Annotated in this window: 13 protein-coding genes; 7 read left to right on the top strand and 6 right to left on the bottom strand. The window is 63.4% G+C overall.

The window, feature by feature from the left end; genetic code table 11:
• From M9955_22935 to M9955_22915, 5 genes are read left to right on the top strand one after another with little or no spacing between them, the layout of a single operon-like run.
• Positions 1-2,073: an ABC transporter ATP-binding protein gene (locus M9955_22935; GenBank protein ID MCO5084498.1), complete on the top strand. Its 2,073-nt coding sequence runs from the start codon at positions 1-3 to the stop codon at positions 2,071-2,073.
• Entirely contained in the window at positions 2,070-3,500 is a 1,431-nt protein-coding gene (gene hydA / locus M9955_22930; GenBank protein MCO5084497.1) for a dihydropyrimidinase, read from the top strand. The genes M9955_22935 and hydA overlap by 4 nt, the downstream gene beginning before the upstream one ends.
• Complete coding sequence (locus M9955_22925) at positions 3,485-4,411, top strand: N-carbamoyl-D-amino-acid hydrolase (GenBank protein ID MCO5084496.1); 927 nt, start codon at positions 3,485-3,487, stop codon at positions 4,409-4,411. The genes hydA and M9955_22925 overlap by 16 nt, the downstream gene beginning before the upstream one ends.
• Positions 4,412-4,417: 6 nt before the next feature.
• The gene (locus M9955_22920) at positions 4,418-5,707 is read left to right on the top strand and encodes a hydantoinase/carbamoylase family amidase (protein MCO5084495.1); all 1,290 of its coding nucleotides are present in this window, start codon (positions 4,418-4,420) and stop codon (positions 5,705-5,707) included.
• Positions 5,704-6,369 carry a cysteine hydrolase gene (locus M9955_22915; GenBank protein MCO5084494.1) on the top strand — a complete coding sequence of 222 codons (666 nt, stop codon included), beginning with the start codon at positions 5,704-5,706 and terminating at the stop codon, positions 6,367-6,369. Before M9955_22920 ends, M9955_22915 begins: the two co-directional genes overlap by 4 nt.
• Positions 6,370-6,379: 10 nt before the next feature.
• On the opposite strand, the gene M9955_22910 is transcribed toward M9955_22915, so the two are convergent.
• Together M9955_22910 and M9955_22905 are read right to left on the bottom strand one after the other, a co-directional pair.
• Entirely contained in the window at positions 6,380-7,858 is a 1,479-nt protein-coding gene (locus M9955_22910) for a D-aminoacylase (protein MCO5084493.1), read from the bottom strand.
• Positions 7,859-7,895: 37 nt separating this feature from the next.
• On the bottom strand, positions 7,896-8,735 hold the full coding sequence (locus M9955_22905; GenBank protein MCO5084492.1) for a LysR family transcriptional regulator: 840 nt from the start codon (positions 8,733-8,735) through the stop codon (positions 7,896-7,898).
• Positions 8,736-9,100: 365 nt separating this feature from the next.
• On the opposite strand from M9955_22905, the gene M9955_22900 reads away from it, so the two are divergent.
• The gene (locus tag M9955_22900; GenBank protein ID MCO5084491.1) at positions 9,101-10,171 is read left to right on the top strand and encodes an aminotransferase class I/II-fold pyridoxal phosphate-dependent enzyme; all 1,071 of its coding nucleotides are present in this window, start codon (positions 9,101-9,103) and stop codon (positions 10,169-10,171) included.
• Positions 10,172-10,178: 7 nt separating this feature from the next.
• Here the strand turns inward: M9955_22900 and M9955_22895 are convergent, their stop codons facing one another.
• The 4 genes from M9955_22895 to M9955_22880 all read right to left on the bottom strand — a co-directional run bounded on the left by M9955_22895 (position 10,179) and on the right by M9955_22880 (position 15,028).
• Positions 10,179-11,180, bottom strand: a complete 1,002-nt coding sequence (locus M9955_22895; GenBank protein ID MCO5084490.1) for an aminomethyltransferase family protein — start codon at positions 11,178-11,180, stop codon at positions 10,179-10,181.
• 279 nt (positions 11,181-11,459) lie between these two features.
• Positions 11,460-12,482 carry an IS110 family transposase gene (locus tag M9955_22890; GenBank protein ID MCO5084489.1) on the bottom strand — a complete coding sequence of 341 codons (1,023 nt, stop codon included), beginning with the start codon at positions 12,480-12,482 and terminating at the stop codon, positions 11,460-11,462.
• Between the two features lie 76 nt (positions 12,483-12,558).
• Positions 12,559-13,950 carry an FAD-dependent oxidoreductase gene (locus M9955_22885; protein ID MCO5084488.1) on the bottom strand — a complete coding sequence of 464 codons (1,392 nt, stop codon included), beginning with the start codon at positions 13,948-13,950 and terminating at the stop codon, positions 12,559-12,561.
• A 187-nt stretch (positions 13,951-14,137) separates the two neighbouring features.
• Positions 14,138-15,028 (bottom strand): LysR substrate-binding domain-containing protein, encoded by an 891-nt coding sequence (locus M9955_22880; GenBank protein ID MCO5084487.1) that lies wholly within the window; start codon positions 15,026-15,028, stop codon positions 14,138-14,140.
• 354 nt (positions 15,029-15,382) lie between these two features.
• Here M9955_22880 and M9955_22875 point away from each other — a divergent pair, with 354 nt between their 5' ends.
• Complete coding sequence (locus M9955_22875) at positions 15,383-16,624, top strand: FAD-dependent oxidoreductase (GenBank protein ID MCO5084486.1); 1,242 nt, start codon at positions 15,383-15,385, stop codon at positions 16,622-16,624.
• Position 16,625: the final 1 nt, after the last annotated feature.

Here is a 16,625-nt window from a genome sequence, read left to right as displayed (position 1 = left end):
ATGGAAGCGCCCGCCTCCCATACCGTCGATCAGCGCACACCCATACTGGAATGTCGTGACGTTTCGATTTCCTATTTCACCCGCGCCGGCGAGGTGCCGGCGGTGGTCGACTTCAACCTGAAGCTGATGCCCGGCGAGGCGCACGGGCTGGTCGGCGAGTCCGGCTGCGGCAAGTCCACGATCGCCCTCGCCGTCATGCGCTATCTCGGCAAGAACGGCCGTATCGTGAAGGGGCAAATCCTCTTCGAGGGCCGGGACATTCTAGGCATGAGCGGCGAGGAGCTGCGGCGCATTCGCGGCGCCGAGATCGCCATGGTCTATCAGGAGCCGATGGCCTCGCTGAACCCGGCCATGCCGATCGGCGACCAGCTTGCCGAGGTTCCGATCTTCCACAGCGGCGCCGACCGTCGGGAGGCACTGGCGCAGGCGCGCGCCATGCTGGAACGGGTTCGCCTGGCCGATGTCGACCGCATCATGCGCTCCTACCCCCACCAGATCTCGGGCGGCCAGCAGCAGCGAGTCGTCATCGCGATGGCGCTGCTTTCGAATCCGAAGGTGCTTCTGCTCGACGAGCCGACCACCGCGCTCGACGTCACCATCGAATCCGGCATCGTTGACCTGATCGCCGACATCTCGCGCCAGTACGGCACCGCGATGCTCTACGTCTCGCACAATCTCGGCCTGATCCGGGAGACATGCGACACCATCACTGTGATGTATTCCGGAGAGGCCGTGGAGAACGGCCCCGTGCCCGAGGTTTTCGCGGCCGTGCGGCACCCCTATACGCGCGGCCTGTTCGCTTCCATCCCCTTGCCGGGAGCGGACAAGAACAGCCGGCCGCTGGTTGCCATTCCCGGCCAGATTCCCGCCCCCAACGACCGGCCGCGAGGCTGTTTCTTCGGGCCGCGCTGCGAGTTCTTCGTGGCGGGACGCTGCGACCAGGGGCCGGTGCCCATGGTCGATCCCGCGCTGCCTTCAGCGCGCCTGTCGCGCTGTCTGCGGGTCGGCGAGATCGATTGGAACGGCGAACACTCCAAGGTGATGGAGCATGAGCCCCTCGCCCTTGGCGAAACCGCGATCGACGTCCGCAACCTTGGAAAGTCCTTCGGCAAGGTGCGCGCCAACGACGACGTGACCTTCGACGCCAGAGTCGCGGAAACCGTCGCCATCGTCGGCGAATCCGGCTGCGGCAAGTCGACGATCGCGAAAATCCTGATGGGGCTGGAGACCGCCAGCGAAGGTTCGATCAGGCTCGCCGATCTGGAACTGGCGCAGTTGCCGGTCGGAAAGCGGAACAGAAAGACGATCCGCAACCTGCAGATGATCTTCCAGAACCCGTTCGACACGCTGAATCCCAGCCATTCCGTCGGAGCGCAGATCGCCCGCGTCATTCGCAAATTCGGCACGGCCAGCGGGGAAGAGGCGATCCGGAAACGCGTTCTGGAACTGCTCGATCTCGTCAAGCTCCCGCACGATTTCGCGCGACGCCGCCCTCGCCAGCTTTCCGGCGGCCAGAAGCAGCGCGTCGGCATCGCCCGCGCCTTTGCCGGCAACCCCGCCGTCGTGGTTGCCGACGAGCCGGTTTCCGCGCTCGATGTCTCCGTCCAGGCTGCTGTGACCGAACTGCTGATGGACATCCAGCGCACGGAAAAGACCACGCTGCTTTTCATCAGCCATGATCTGTCGGTGGTGCGCTATCTGGCCGACCGGGTGGTCGTCATGTATCTCGGCCGCGTCATGGAACAGGGCCGCGCCGACGAGGTTTTCGCGGCGCCCTATCATCCCTATACCGAAGCGCTGCTGTCGGCAGTTCCCATCGCCGACTCCCGCGTGCGCAAGCGCAAGATCGTGCTGTCGGGCGAGATACCCTCGCCGTCCTCGCCGCCGGTCGGCTGCCCCTTCTCGACGCGCTGCCTCTATTCGCTCGGCGACACCTGCGCCAACATCCGGCCGCCGGTGCAGGCCTTCTCCGAGACGCACACAATCGCCTGCCATCTGCCACGCGAACGGCTGCTGGCAATGCCGCCCGTCATCGACATTCCCGCGACTCCCGTCCACGAGCCCCCCGCATGACGCACGATCTGGTCATCAGGGGCGGACGCGTTGCGTTGGACGACGGCTGGCGCGAATGCGATGTCGGCATCGACGACGGAAAAATCGCGGCTTTCGGCAATGATCTCGATGGTCGGGAGACGATCGACGCACGCGGCCGCTGGGTGCTTCCGGGTGGCATCGACACGCATTGCCATCTGGACCAGCCATCCTGGGGCGGTGCGACAACCGCAGATGATTTCGAGTCTGGCTCCATCTCTGCCGCCTTCGGCGGCACAACCTGCATCGTGCCCTTCGCCATGCCCGGCCCTGGTATGACATCGCTGCAAGCGCTCGAACGCGCACTGGGCTGTGCTGCCGGACGTTCGATCATCGACTATGGGCTGCATGGCGTCGTCACCATGGAAACCGGCGCCGATCTTGACAGGCAATTTGCGCGGCTGGCCGAGGCAGGCATAAGTTCCGTCAAGGTCTTCATGACCTATGCCGGCTTCGCCGTCAGCGACGATCTTCTGCTCGCTGTCATGGATACCGCCAGGCGTCATGGCATGCTTGTCATGATCCATGCCGAGAACGATGCCGGTATTCGCCGCACCCGAGACCTTCTGGTCGCCCGTGGCCTGACCGACATGCGCTACCACACGGTGGCGCACAACGCGGTGCTGGAACGGGAGGCAACGCATCGCGCCGTCGCCTTCGCCGAACTCACCGGCGCGCGCATCACCATCGTCCACGTTTCAGGCGCACAATCGGCGGAGGAAATCGTGCGCGGTCGTTTGCGCGGCGCGGACGTTCTCGCCGAGACCTGCCCGCAATATCTCTTCCTCTCCGCATCGGATCTCGACCGGCCACCGCTCGAAGCAGCGCAATACATGTTCTCGCCTCCGCCACGTTCCCGCGCGGATCAGGCGTATCTCTGGCAGGCCCTGACTGACGGCGAGATCGACCTCTGGTCCTCCGACCACTCACCCTACTACCTCGCCGAGAAGGTCGGGGTGGCCCCGCACGTGTTCCACAAGACCGTTGCCGGAGTGCCCGGCATCGAGACGCGGCTGCCGCTCCTGTTCTCGGAAGGATTGCTCGCCGGCCGGATTTCGCTCGACCGCTATCTTGATCTCACCGCGCGCAAGGCTGCGGAAATCTATGGCCTCGCTCACGTCAAGGGGCGCATCGAGCCTGGACTTGATGCCGACCTTGCCGTCTGGGACCCGCGCCTTGAATGGCGCATCACGCAACCGGCGCTTCATTCGCGCGTCGACTTCACGCCGTTTGAAGGAATGAACGTGACCGGCAAGCCCGTCATCGTGCTCGTGCGCGGCGTGCCTGTCATACAGGAACTTTCCTTGCGCGCCCGCCCGGGTTTCGGGCGCCTGGTCGCGCGCAAGACAGTCGACACACAGCAATTCAAGAAGCCTATCGAGGAAACCACTCCATGGCGCGATTCCTGACTTTGGCCGCCTGCCAGACCGGGCCGATCCAGCGCAGCGCGAGCCGCGCGGAAGCCGTCGGCCGACTCGTCCATATGCTGGAGATGGCAGCGGCGGCCGGGGCGGATCTTGCAGTCTTCCCCGAGATGGCGCTGACTACTTTTTTTCCGCGCTGGCGTCTCCACGACGCCGGGGAAATCGACTCCTTCTTCGAGGAAGCGATGCCCGGTCCCGAGACGAAGCGCCTCTACGAGGCCGCCGCAAAGCTCGGTATCGGCTTTGCCCTCGGCTATTCCGAACTGGAGCGCAAGGACGGCACGACCCGCCGCTTCAACACGATGGATCTGGTCGGCAAGGACGGCAGTTTCATCGGGCGCTATCGCAAGGTTCACCTGCCCGGCTCGGCCGAGCCTCAGGACGGCACGACGGTCCATCTCGAACGCCTCTACTTCGAGCCCGGCAATCTCGGCTTTCCCGTCTTCGACTTTCATGGAACCCGCGTCGGACTGGCGCTCTGCAACGATCGCCGTTGGCCGGAGACATACCGCATGCTTTGCCTCAATGGCGCGCAGGTGGCCCTCATCGGCTACAACACGCCGGCTATTCTGGCCGAAGCGCCGCAGTTCGGGCACTTGCGCATGTTCCACAACCATTTGCCCATGCAGGCTGGCGCGTATCAGAACACGATCTGGGTCGCGGCAGCGGCCAAGGCAGGGGTCGAGGACGGTCAGGCGCTTATCGGCGGCTCGTGCATCATCGCCCCGACCGGGGAGATAGCCGCGCAAGCCATGTCGATCGACGACGAAGTCATCGTCCACCGCGCCGACCTCGGCCTGATCGATGCTTGCAGAAAGGTGAATTTCGATTTCGCGCTTTACCGGCGACCCGATCAGTATCGGCTGATCGCGGAGCAGGCCGGACCCGTCCTTTGAGCACCCATGAAAGCCCTGTCTGAAGGCGCGGTCCTCGCCCGCCGCATGCTCCAGCGCCTCGCCGAGGAAAGCTCTGATCCGCCGGGCGTGACACGGGCGGCCTACGGGCCGGGAGAACAGTTCGCGCACGATCTGGCGCGGGCCGAGGCCGAGGCACTTGGTGCCGTCGCAGCCACTGACGCCGCCGGCAATCTCTACCTGACGCTCCATGGCGCCGAACCGCGATTGCCCGCGCTCTATATCGGATCGCATCTCGACAGCGTGCCGCATGGCGGCAATTTCGATGGCGCGGCCGGCGTCGTGGCCGGTCTCGCCGTCATGGCTGAGATCGTCGCGCGCAAAACATCGCTGCGCCGCGATCTGACGGTGATGGTCACCCGTGCCGAGGAAGCGGCGTGGTTCCCGCTCTCCTATCCGGGCAGCATGGCCGCGCTCGGCTTGCTGCCGGCCGAGGCGCTTGACGCACGCCGATCCGACACCGGCCGCACATTGTCCGACCACATGAAAGAGGCCGGCTTCGATCCCGATGCCGTCCGCAAGGGCAGGCCTGAGATCGAGGCGGCGCGCATCCGCGCCTTCATCGAGGTCCATATCGAGCAGGGGCCGCGGCTGGTTAAGCGCGGCAGGCCCGTTGCGGTCGTCACCGCGATCAATGGCGGCTTTCGCCACGTCAATGCCCGCTGTTTCGGTGCTTATGCGCATTCCGGCGCCGAACCGCGCTTTTCGCGGCGGGACGCGGTGCTCGGCTTCGCCGATCTCGTGCAAGGGCTGGAGCTGCTTTGGGATGGGCTGGAAGCGGCAAACGAGGATGTCACGATCACATTCGGAGGTGTCGAATCCGATCCGACACAGCATGGCGGGAGCCGCGTGCTCGGCGAAATCGGCTTCACGCTCGACGTCCGCAGCCCCTCTCGGGCAATACTGGACAAGATTGCCGCTTCGCTCGCAACGCTCTGCAACGAGATTGAGGCAACGCGCGGCGTCCGGTTCGAATTCGACGCTCCCTTCACATGGGCGCCGGCCACCATGGATGGCGACCTCGTCACGAGGTTCGAGCATTCGGCACAAGGGCTCGGGCTCGACCTCCCCCGCCTTTCGAGCGGTGCGGGCCATGATGCGGCCGCCTTCGCCGAAGCCGGCATCGCGAGCGCGATGCTGTTCGTCCGCAACGAGAACGGCAGCCACAATCCTCACGAGAGCCTTGATCTTGCCGATCTGGACGTGGCGGTGCGCCTGCTCCTCGAATTCGTGACGAATTTCGATACCGACCCATCAGATCGAGAAGGATCGACATGAAAATTGGCGAAACGGCTGTCCTGGCCATCGATTTCCAGAACGAGTCCCGCGCCGGCGAGACTTATCCCGTGGAGAATTACGAGCGCATCCTGGGTAACGCAGCGCTCGTCATAAATGCCGCGCGGCGCGCCAAGGTGCCCGTCATTCATGTCCAGGCCTGGATCGAAGCGCATGAACGCGGCAACTACGCGCTCCTGAACGAGACGCTGACGGAAGATCTGCGCTATGCGGCAGCGGGTAGCGAGGGGGCGGATATCTGCCACGAGGTCGCGCCCGAGCCCGGCGAGACGGTGATCCGCAAGCGCTGGCCGAGCGCGTTTCAGGGCACGGAACTCGCCGGAATGCTGGAGCGGCTCGGCGCGCGCCACATGCTCGTCACCGGCATCTGGACCGACAGTTGTGTGCGCGCGAGCGTGTTCGATGCGGTCTATGCCGGCTACCACGTCTGGCTGGTGAAAGATGCCTGCGGCAGCGCCACCGACACGATGCACCGCGTCGGGATGCTCGACATGGCCAACCGGCTCTATGGCGGCGGCGTGCTCGACGCCTCCGAGGCCTGCAAGGCTCTCGCGGGCGAGACGTTCAAGAGCTGGAAGTGCGCGCGGCCGATCGGCCTTCCCTATACGCTCGCGACCATCGACCGGCTCTACGACAGTCTCTGAAGCCGACCTCTCAGCAGCAGCCGCAGGAAAGCCGCAACGGCCTGCTTCTGCTTGTGGTGGCGCGCCGCAGGACTTTGCCGGGGCGCAGGCCTGTCGACCTGCCCTCGCTCCACACAGTCTGTCCGTTGACAAGGACATGCTCGATGCCCGCAGATGCCCGGATCGGTTCCTCGTAGGTCGCGCGGTCCAGCACCTCGTTTGGATCGAAGATGGCGATGTCGGCGAAGTTGCCAGCGGCAAGCGTGCCGCGCCCGGACAGTCCGAACTCGCGGGCGGGCAGGCCGCTCATCTTGAAGACAGCCTCTTCGAGCGGGAACAGTCCGAGATCGCGGCTGTAGTGCCCCAGCACGCGCGGGAACGTGCCCCAGAGCCTCGGATGCGGATGCTTGTCGTGCGGCAGGCCATCCGAGCCGATCATGGTCTGCGGATAGGCAAGAATCTGCTGTACATCGCTCTCGTCGAGCTGGAAATAGACGGCTCCTGCCGGCAGCAGGCGTCGTGCCGCCTCCCGCTCGCTGCAATTCCATTCACTGGCGATATCGCTGATCTCGCGGTTCGCCATTTCCGGATGCGGGTCGGACCATGTGATCAGCACGCGCAGGCCGATGTCGCAGCGCTCCAGCTTCAGCACGGTCGACGAGGCCGCGTAAGGATAGCAGTCCAGCGCGACGTCGAGCGTCTCGCGCATCTGTTCGATCCTCGCCAATGTCGGCCTGCTCTTGCCGAAATTCTCGCGGCCCGTCGCCTGATGGTGCGAGATCACAAGCTTCGTATCCGCCTCGGCAGCGATGTCGAACGCCTCTTCCAGCGCGTCTTCGAGCTTGTCGAAATAGTTGCGCGTATGCGTCACATAGATACCGCCGAGATCGGCGGCGGCACGAGCGAGAACCTTGACCTCTTCCGTCGAGGAAGCAACCGCGGGCGCGTAGTCAAGGCCGGTGCTGAGGCCGAAAGCCCCATCGGCCATCGCCGCCCGCACCTCCTTTTCCATAAGCGCGATCTCCTCGCCGTTCGCGGCCCGGTCGAGCGTCGGCATCGCACGCTGGCGCAGCGTCGTGTGCCCCACCAGAAGCGCTGCGTTCGTCGCCGTGCCAAGCCTTTCAAGCTCGGCGACATAGTCTGCGAAACGATCGAAGCGGAAATTCTCCCGCCCGCCGACCAGCGTGAGAGGCGGCGGAGGCGTCCGGTCGAGCAGCAACGGCGCGAGGCTGATGCCGCAGTTTCCGGCCACGACGGTGGTCACACCCTGGCTGATCTTCGGGTCCATGCCGTTCACCGCCAGCAGGGCGCCATCGTCATGGGTATGGACGTCGATGAAGCCCGGCGCGACAATCTTGCCCGTGGCATCGATGCGCGTGTCCGCATTGTCTCCGGCCAGATCGCCGATTGCCGTGATCAAACCGCCGGCGATGCCGACATCGGCCGCAAACCGCGCGGAGCCGCTGCCGTCGACAACCGTGCCGCCGTAGATGATCAGATCGTGGCGCATATGCCCTGCCCTATTGACTGCGTTTCGGCCTGGTCTGTTAAATCGCCACCTTTCGCAGGCCGGAAAGGGCGAGGTCGAGCAGTTCCGCGTCCCGTTTCTGCGTCGGATAGACGAGATAGACCGGTCGTTGGAAAACGGGAGCGTCATCGACCTGTTCGAGGCGATGATCGGCGAGCAGCGGTCCGGCCAGTGACAGCGGCAGATAGGCGGCCCCCTTCAGCGCCAGCACATATTGCAGCCCGAGGGCGCCAAGGCCGACGGAAACGGTCGGTGTGGGCACCTTGGGGAAGGCCCGGGCGAACTCTACCCGGAACTCGTGCCCCCAATGCACCATCACAAACGCGTCTTGCCAGTGACCGGTCAGTTCCGGATGCCTGACCAGAATCAGCTTTTCCTTGAGCAGTTCCTCGACGATCAGGCTCGGCCTCTGGCGTGGCAGATACATGATGGCGGCATCCAGACGCCGGGCCGACAGGCTTTCGATCAGTGCGTCCGACGTGCCGGCCTCGAGCTGCAGTGCGACATGCGCTGCGTGCTTCTTCATCCAGAGCACCCAGGCCAGATTGAGCTCGTCCTGAAGCGAGACCGGCCCCCCGAAGCGGAATGTGGCCTTGTAGCCTTCCGGCAACGCGATCTGATGGCGCGATTGATCCCAGCTCTGAACGATCTGCTCGGCGTGCACACGAAAATCGTAGCCTGCCGGCGTCAGTTCCGCGCCGCCACGGCCGCGGCTGAAGAGAAGGCAGCCCAGTTCCTCTTCCAGCGCCTGGATACGGCCGCTGATCGTCGATTGCATCACGCCCAGCCGTTGCGCGGCAACGCTAAAGCTGCCAGTCTCGCTAACGTGGAGGAAGCTGCGGATCGCATCGAGATTCATCGCCAAGTATCTTGATTTTCGATTTTAATCGCCTTTCATATCGCAATTTCAAATGAAAACATTGCTGCCGTCGCGAATTTTTTGAGGGCTGAGCCTTCGTTCACCCTTCGGCCAAGACGCGCTTCTTCAACCGAGGGCTAAAATCGCAATGCCTTTGCGCGATCGGATTTTTCTTGCGGGCCGGCTGACCGGCCGTAGCCTGCCACAAGCGTTTCGCTCGGGTCCGTTTGGGGAATGACGGATCTAGAGCATTTCCAGCAAAAGCGTGAAGCGGTTTTGCGTCCGGAAATGCGGCCGAAACAAAGAGATAGAGCGGTTCCGACGATCCCGTAAAAGCCGGAACCGTTTTGGGGTCAGGACCTGTTATGAACATCAGAGCCTCCGCTCGTATCGAAGCCATGTCCGCCTTTGCCCTTGCGGATCTCGGCGGGCATGACGTGCCGACGCTTGCCCAGAACGAGAGCGCATTTCCGCCGAGTCCCCATGCGATCGCGGCTGGCAAGGAAGCAGCCGCCGGCAGCCATCTCTATCCCGATCCGGACTGGACCGTTCTGCGCAATACGCTGGCTGCCGCCTACAATGTGGATCGCGATCTCATCCTGTGCGGCAATGGCTCGATGGATCTGATCGCCTGCACGATCCGCGCCTTCGCGCATGAGGGCGGCGAGGTTCTCGCGACCAGCTACGCCTATAATTTCGCGGCCGCCGCAACGGCACAGGCCGGCGCGATCTTTGTCAAGGCGGCCGAGACAGACTTCGTCGTTTCAATCGACAATATGCTGGCCGCCGTCACGCCGGCAACGCGGGTCGCTTTCCTGTGCAATCCCGGCAATCCGACAGGAAGCCGCATCGCCAACAGTGAGATTCTGCGCCTGCGCGCCGCTCTGAGGCCGGATATCCTCCTGATCATCGATCAGGCGTATGGCGAGTTCGACGAACAGGACCCCCGGCCGGTCTTCGATCTGGTCGGTGAGGGCAACACGGTCGTCCTGCGCACACTGTCGAAGGCCTATGGGCTTGCCGGTGCACGGATCGGCTGGGGTTTATTTCCGCCTCCGGTGGCGGCCCAGGTGCGCAAGCTGCAGAACTCCAACAACGTGACCGTCGTCAGCCTCGCCATGGCGGTGGCGGCGCTCGAAGACCGGGACTACATGCGTCTGACCGTCACCCGTACGGCAGCCATTCGCGACCGCTTCGCGGATCGCCTGCGAGCGGCCGGCTATCACGTCGTGCCAAGCAGCACGAACTTCTTGCTGATCCGCTTCGGGGATGCCGAAGCCGTTCGCCTCGCAGAGCAGGCCCTGCGACAGGAAGGTATCATCATGCGCAATGTCGGGGGCTACGGTCTGGCCGATTACCTGCGCGCGACCATCGGTCCCGAAAGCGTGATGGAGAACGCGCTGCGCATTCTCGCCGTCCTGCCCGGCCGCCGATAGACTTGGTTCAGGCCCGCAGCCGCTTTCCTTCCGGATCGAAGGGCGGCTCCTTCAGCAATACGGCTTCGTGCGGCCTTCCGAGTATGGCTACGGAGACCTTGTCGCCGGGTTTTGCCGAACCGGCCTTGATGTAGCCGAGCGCCAGCGACTGACCAACGAAGTAGCCATAGGCGCCGGATGAAACCTGACCGATCGGCGTCCCGTCCGGCAGGAAGATCGGTTCGCCGCCGGTCGCGTCCGCATCCTTCGCGGAAACCGACAGCATGATGAACTCGTCCCGGGCCGGCTTGTCGGCGACGGCCAGATAGGCCTCGCGGTTGAGGAAGTCACCCTTGTCGAGCTTGATAAGCCTGTCGAGGTGCACCTCCTGCGGCCAGTATTCGGGTGAATACTCCCTGCTCCAGCTCCCGTAGCCCTTCTCGACGCGCAGCGACATCAGCGCACGCGAGCCTACCGGTCCGGCTCCGAACTCCTCGCCGGCCTTGAGCAGCGCAGAATAGAGCTCCACCTGATCCGAAGCCCTGCAATGCAGTTCCCAGCCAAGATCGCCGGTGAAGGAGACGCGCAGCGCGACCGCCTCGACGCCCGCAACCGTAATCCTGCGCGAGCGCATGAACGGAAAGGCCTCGGTCGACAGATCCTCATTGGTCAGGCGCTGCAAGAGTTCGCGCGACTTCGGTCCAGCGACGTTGAACCCGCAAAGTTCCTCGGTCAACGAGCGGAATGTTGTGCCGGCCGGCAGCGGGACTGCCTTGAAGAAGCGCTGATGGAAGCGCTCCGCCATGCCGGAGCCGATCACCATGAATTCCTCGTCAGCCAGCCTGGTCACGGTGAAATCGCCGGCGATGCCGCCGCGCTTGCCGATCAGCGGCGTCAGGCAGGATCGTCCGACCGCCGTCGGCATCCTGTTGGCGAGCAGGGCGTTGAGCCACGCCTCGGCCCCTGGCCCCTTCACCTCATATTTCGCATAGTTGGAGATGTCGATGATGCCGGCACGCTCGCGCAGCATCCGTGCCTCGCGGCCGACCGGTTCCCACCATGTGTGGACGGCCCGTGGAATGCAAGACTCTGTATCGATGGGATCGGTCAGGTTCAGTCATGTGTCCGGCCTTTTATCGTGGCATTGTAGCCACTGGCCCTGATGAAGTCCGCGGATGGAGAGCCAATCAATTTGTCGAGCTCAAGGCTCTGGGGGAACCTAGGCTTTGCTCCATCCCCGGTCCAACCGGTTCGCCATCATTACTCAGTCCTTCATTCCTCCGGTCGACGATTGCCGAGCCGGATTCCTTCAAACGGCTGCGTGCCGGTAAGTCTCCTCTCTTCTCAGAAGAGCCCACGCGACGCGGGCGGTCTTGTTGGCGATCGCTACCGACACCATGCGTGCCGGTTTGCGCTGCAAGAGCTTCGCGATCCACGGGAATGATGGAGCATCAATGCGCGCTCGTCGTATGACGGCAGTGGCGCCGACTACCAGCAATCGTCGGATTGTCCGATCGCCCTGCTTGCTGATCCGCCCTAGCCTCTCCTTTCCGCCACTACTATTTTGTCGCGGCGTTAAGCCAAGCCAAGCCGCGAACTGTCGCGCTGATTTGAATTCCTCGGCATTCCCAACCGAAGCCGCGATTGCGGCCGCCGTGAGAAAGCCGACGCCTGGGATGGTCATCAGCCTCCGAGCGGCAGCTTGGTCCCGGCACCACTGCATTATGGTGCGATCAAGCTCGGCGATCTTATTGCTCAGCTCTTCTAGCTGCATCTGAATGTGCTTGAAGGGTTGCCACGACGGTTCAGGAAGATGGTCTTTCGCGACGTGTAAGGCTTCGAGAGCAGCTTTCAGCCCGAACTTTCCTTGAGGCGTGATGATACCGAATTCGGCCAAATGGCCTCGGAGTGCGTTGATCAGAGCCGTTCTCTGCCGCACAAAAAGATCTCGGGTCTTGTGCTGCATAAGAAGAGCCTGACGCTCGCAATTTTTCACCGGTACGAAGCGCATGGTTGGACGGGTGACTGCCTCGCAAATCGCTTCGGCATCTGCTGCATCGTTTTTCCCGCGCTTCACATACGGCTTTACATATACCGGAGGCATAAGCTTCACATCGAAGCCCAAGGCACCGAGTTCCCTCGCCCAGTAATGTGAAGTCGAACAAGCTTCCATGCCGACGAGGCAGGGTGGCAACTGCTCGAAGAAATGCAGGAGCTGATTTCGGCGAAGCTGCCGCCGGACAATAACATTGCCGACGTCATCGATAGCATGAACTTGAAACACGTTCTTGGCCAGATCCAGGCCGACGACAGTGATCTTCTCGAAAGTCATGACACGGTTCCTTCTCTGAGTTGCGCAGAATGATCTTAGCATCTCGCGCGACGGGTTCGGAGGGCCGTCCACATCATCAGTTCTGGCGGGTGAAGCCCACCGTTTCCTCGCGTGGCTCACCCTCGGCGGCGAACCAGAGCGGATGCTCCCAGCCGAAATTGAGGCCGAACACCGCCCCGATCTCCTTCTGCATCTCATAGGCCGGCCGCGTGCGCACCGGCCGGCCGGCCGCGCGCTCCTCGTTGGGGAAATGGATCTTGAAGCGGTGGCTGTACTGGTCCTGCACGCGCGCCCTGGTGAAGGCCTTGCCCGTCCAGTGGCCGAAGCGCGCCATGTCCCAGCCGAACATGTCGAGCGACGGCTCGCCCTCGATCATCCATTCCGCGGCGAGCTTGCCCATGCCGCCCGACTGCGAGAAGCCCGGAATGATGCCGTTGCAGCAGAAATAGTTGCTCAGCTCCGGCGCCGGCCCGAACAGCACCGCACTGTCCGGCGACCAGATCATCGGACCATTGATGACCCGCTTGATGCCGGCCGCACCCACGGCCGGCACGCGCGCTATGGCCCGCAGCATGTTCTCCTCGATGCGCTCCAGATCGTCCGGAAACAGCTCGTGGCCGAAATCCTGCGGCGTGCCGTCCTCGGCCCAGAACCTCATGTTGCGCTCATAGGCGCCGATCAGCAGGCCGAGTCCTTCCTGACGAAGGTAATACTCTCCGTCCCGATCGGCGACCGACGGCAGGCGTCTCCCGAGGCTCGCGATTTCGGGAATGGTCTCGGTCACGAAGTACTGGTGCTCGGTAGGAATGAGCGGCAGCTCCAGCCCCGCCATTGCGGCGACCTCGCGTCCCCACAGGCCGCCGGCATTGACCACCCAACGTGTATGGATGTCGCCTTTCGGCGTGCGCACGATCCAGCTTCCGTCCGGCTGAGCCTCGGTGGCGGTCGCCGGCGTGAAGCGGTGGATTTCGGCGCCGCGCTGGCGCGCTCCCGCAGCGTAGGCGGCTGTCACGCCAGACGGATCGACATTTCCGCCCTCCGGCTCGTACATGATGCAGCGGATGCCGTCGAAATCGACAAGCGGGTGCAGCTTCTCCGCCTCCTGCCGGCCGATCTCGTAGAAGTTCATCTTGTAGCGGCGCGCCTTGGCCTCTTGCAGCCGAAGCTGGTGCTCGCGGGCCTCGGTCTGGGCGAGATAGAGCGAACCCGGCTGGAAGATGCCGCAATCCTGGCCGGTCTCCGTCTGCAGCTCCTTGTACAGCGCCATGGTGTAGTGCTGCAGCCGGCTGATGTTGGTATTGTCGTGCAGCCCATGGATGTTGGCCGCCGCGTGCCATGTCGAGCCCGAGGTCAGTTCGTCTCGTTCGAGCAGCACCACATCCGTCCAGCCAAGCTTGGCAAGATGGTAGAGGATCGAGCAGCCGATCAGGCCGCCGCCGATGACCACGGCTTGTGCATGGGTGCGCATGTCGAGAAAGTGTCCTTTGGCCGGTGACTGTCTGCGGTCCGTGGTCAGCACTGCTGCCGAAGTTAGCCGATTTCCCTCATGTTAATGATGACGCCAAACCGCCGGAAGAGTTGTGGTCGATGCAATCTCTCAAATAAAACGGGGGCATTGACGGCCCGATTCTTCTCGTTCCTCTCACGACCATGACCTACCCGGCACTGTCGATCGCCGCTCGCGAGAGAATCCACTCCCGCACCGTGCGCACCACATTGCCCTTCGAGAGCTGGGTTTCCGTAAGGTAATAATTCCATGGACTTGCCGTGCGAACCGGAAACGGTTCGACAAGCAGGCCGCGCTGCAGAAAAATCCGTGCGAGCGAGCGCTGGGTCGCAACAAGGCCGGCCCCCATGGCCGCCAGCTCGAGCGCGATATTGGACGCGTTGGTCGACAGGCCCTTGTCGTAGTCGGCCATATCGAGGCCGAGTTCGGTCGTCACGCACTGCCAGTATTCCTGACGGCCGTGGACGAAGATCCAGTCCACCTTGAATATGTCCCCGGGCTCCTTCACGGCGTTCCTGCCTTCCAGCAAGGCCGGCGCGCAAAGCAGGACAAGCTCCTCGTTCCAGAGCGGGACTCCGTCGGGCGGACGGTCGTCGAAGCGCCGCGTCGAGATGGTGATGTCGGCGATCTGCTCGCTGAGATCCTCCCAGATCGTGCCGTGGAGAACGACTTCGATTTCGGGATGGTCTTTTCGAAACGCCGCGATGCAGCCGGCCATCCAGTTTTCGGCAAGGCTCATCGGACAGGAGACGACCACAGTGCGCTTGCGCGACGAGGTCACGACCGCTTCTGTCGCCTGGTCGATCAGATCGAGCGCCTGGCGCAGCGTCGGCAGGAACGCCTCGCCCATCTCGGTCAGCTTGAGGCTGCGCGGATACCGTATGAAGAGCTGCCGGCCGATATAATGCTCCAGCGCGCGCACATGCGTGCTGACTGCAGCCTGCGTATAGCCCAGTTCCTTCGCGGCCGCCGTGAAGCTCAGGTGGCGGGCGGCGCATTCGAAGGATCTGACATAGTTCAAGGGTGCTGGCGGTTTCATCTCCTGCTCCTGCGATGGCCATTGGTAGAACAGGGATCTGCCCGCCTTCAATCGCCGCAACCCTCGTGGCAGCGATATTTTTGGCCAAAGCCGCTAAACTAATTGCGTGAATGCGCCATTGGGCCAAATTAATCATGTCGTGGCAGCAGATGGAGACAAGCAAGTGGCGGTATCGCCTCATCGGCATGAAAGGCCTGATGTGCGTGCGGACATGGCCATTCGCCTCGCTTATCTTGAACTGCGCCGTCCGGCGTTGGTCTTCCCCGGTACGAGGAAAAACGGTCGCCGGGTCAGCATGAAACGTGCCCTCTTCGCGGTCGCCGCGCCGCATCCGGAACGGCGGTAGAGTCCCGGATGCCTTTCAAGCTGCTGAAATACGGCCTCAGCCGGGACTATCCGGTGAGCGGCGACATCCCGGCGACGCCCGACCTGCGCCCCGCCTACGACGTCGTCATCGTCGGTGGCGGCGGACATGGGCTCTCCTGCGCGTATCACCTTGCGAGGTATCACGGCATCCGCAACGTGGCGGTGCTTGAAAAGGGCTATCTCGCCGGCGGAAACACAGCGCGCAACACCACGACGATCCGGTCGAACTACATTACGCCGGAAGGCATCGCTTTCTACAAGGAAGGCGTGGCGCTGTTCGAACGCCTCTCCGAAGAGCTCGACTTCAACGTCATGTTCTCCCAGCGCGGCCAGCTCACGCTCGCCCACACGGAAACGACGCTGCGCAGTTTTCACACACGCGCCGAGATGGGCAAGCATCTGGGAACGCGCATCGAAGTGGTCGACCAGAAGGGTGTCGAGAAGATCGTTCCGCTTCTCAACATGGACTATGGCGGCCAGCTCGAAATCATCGGTGGCCTTTGGCATGCCGATGGAGGAACCGCGCGTCACGACGCGGTCGCCTGGGGTTATGCCGCACAGGCGGCACGGCGCGGCGTCGAGATCCATCAGCGCACCGAGGTCGAAGGTTTCGAGGTCGCCGGCGACCGCATTCAGGCGGTCAACACCAACAGGGGGCGCATCGCCGCCGGTCAGGTACTGATCGCCACCGGCGGCATGAACTACGACGTGGCGCTGATGGCGGGCGTCGAGCTTCCGATCCGCTGCTACCCGCTTCAGGCGATGGTGACGCAGCCTCTCAAGCCCTGGCTTGACACGCTGGTCTCGTCCGTCTCCCTCCACACCTACCTTGTCCAGTCCTCGCGCGGCGAGATCGTCATCGGTGGCGGCTCGGACCCCTACCAGCTCTACTCCACGCGCTCGACCCTCGACATGAAGGAGCATCTGGCCGAAGGCGCCGTGCACCTCTTCCCGTTCCTGCAGGGCGTCAAGCTGCTCCGGCAATGGGCCGGCATCACCGACATGACGCCCGACTACAGCCCGATCATGGGCGCGAGTCCCCTCGCCAATCTGTGGCTCGACTGCGGATGGGGAACCTGGGGTTTCAAGGCCACGCCCGTTGCCGGCAAGCGCATGGCCGAGACGATTGCCGATGGCCGCGTGCCCGACATCCTCAAGCCCTTCGCGCTCGAACGGTTCGAAACCTTCCAGTTGCTCAACGAAATGGGCGCGACCGCCGCAAGCCACTGAT

Source organism: Rhizobiaceae bacterium (assembly GCA_023953845.1).
GTDB lineage: Bacteria > Pseudomonadota > Alphaproteobacteria > Rhizobiales > Rhizobiaceae > Arvimicrobium.
Note: the sequence above shows the minus strand (reverse complement) of the source record. Positions and strands in the feature narration are given on the sequence as shown.

Coding starts and splice junctions, on each gene's coding strand:
- M9955_22935 (MCO5084498.1), top strand. CDS start 1: ATGGAAGCGCCCGCCTCCCATACCGTCGATCAGCGCACACCCATACTG.
- hydA (MCO5084497.1), top strand. CDS start 2,070: ATGACGCACGATCTGGTCATCAGGGGCGGACGCGTTGCGTTGGACGAC.
- M9955_22925 (MCO5084496.1), top strand. CDS start 3,485: ATGGCGCGATTCCTGACTTTGGCCGCCTGCCAGACCGGGCCGATCCAG.
- M9955_22920 (MCO5084495.1), top strand. CDS start 4,418: ATGAAAGCCCTGTCTGAAGGCGCGGTCCTCGCCCGCCGCATGCTCCAG.
- M9955_22915 (MCO5084494.1), top strand. CDS start 5,704: ATGAAAATTGGCGAAACGGCTGTCCTGGCCATCGATTTCCAGAACGAG.
- M9955_22910 (MCO5084493.1), bottom strand. CDS start 7,858: ATGCGCCACGATCTGATCATCTACGGCGGCACGGTTGTCGACGGCAGC.
- M9955_22905 (MCO5084492.1), bottom strand. CDS start 8,735: ATGAATCTCGATGCGATCCGCAGCTTCCTCCACGTTAGCGAGACTGGC.
- M9955_22900 (MCO5084491.1), top strand. CDS start 9,101: ATGAACATCAGAGCCTCCGCTCGTATCGAAGCCATGTCCGCCTTTGCC.
- M9955_22895 (MCO5084490.1), bottom strand. CDS start 11,180: ATGCTGCGCGAGCGTGCCGGCATCATCGACATCTCCAACTATGCGAAA.
- M9955_22890 (MCO5084489.1), bottom strand. CDS start 12,482: ATGACTTTCGAGAAGATCACTGTCGTCGGCCTGGATCTGGCCAAGAAC.
- M9955_22885 (MCO5084488.1), bottom strand. CDS start 13,950: ATGCGCACCCATGCACAAGCCGTGGTCATCGGCGGCGGCCTGATCGGC.
- M9955_22880 (MCO5084487.1), bottom strand. CDS start 15,028: ATGAAACCGCCAGCACCCTTGAACTATGTCAGATCCTTCGAATGCGCC.
- M9955_22875 (MCO5084486.1), top strand. CDS start 15,383: ATGCCTTTCAAGCTGCTGAAATACGGCCTCAGCCGGGACTATCCGGTG.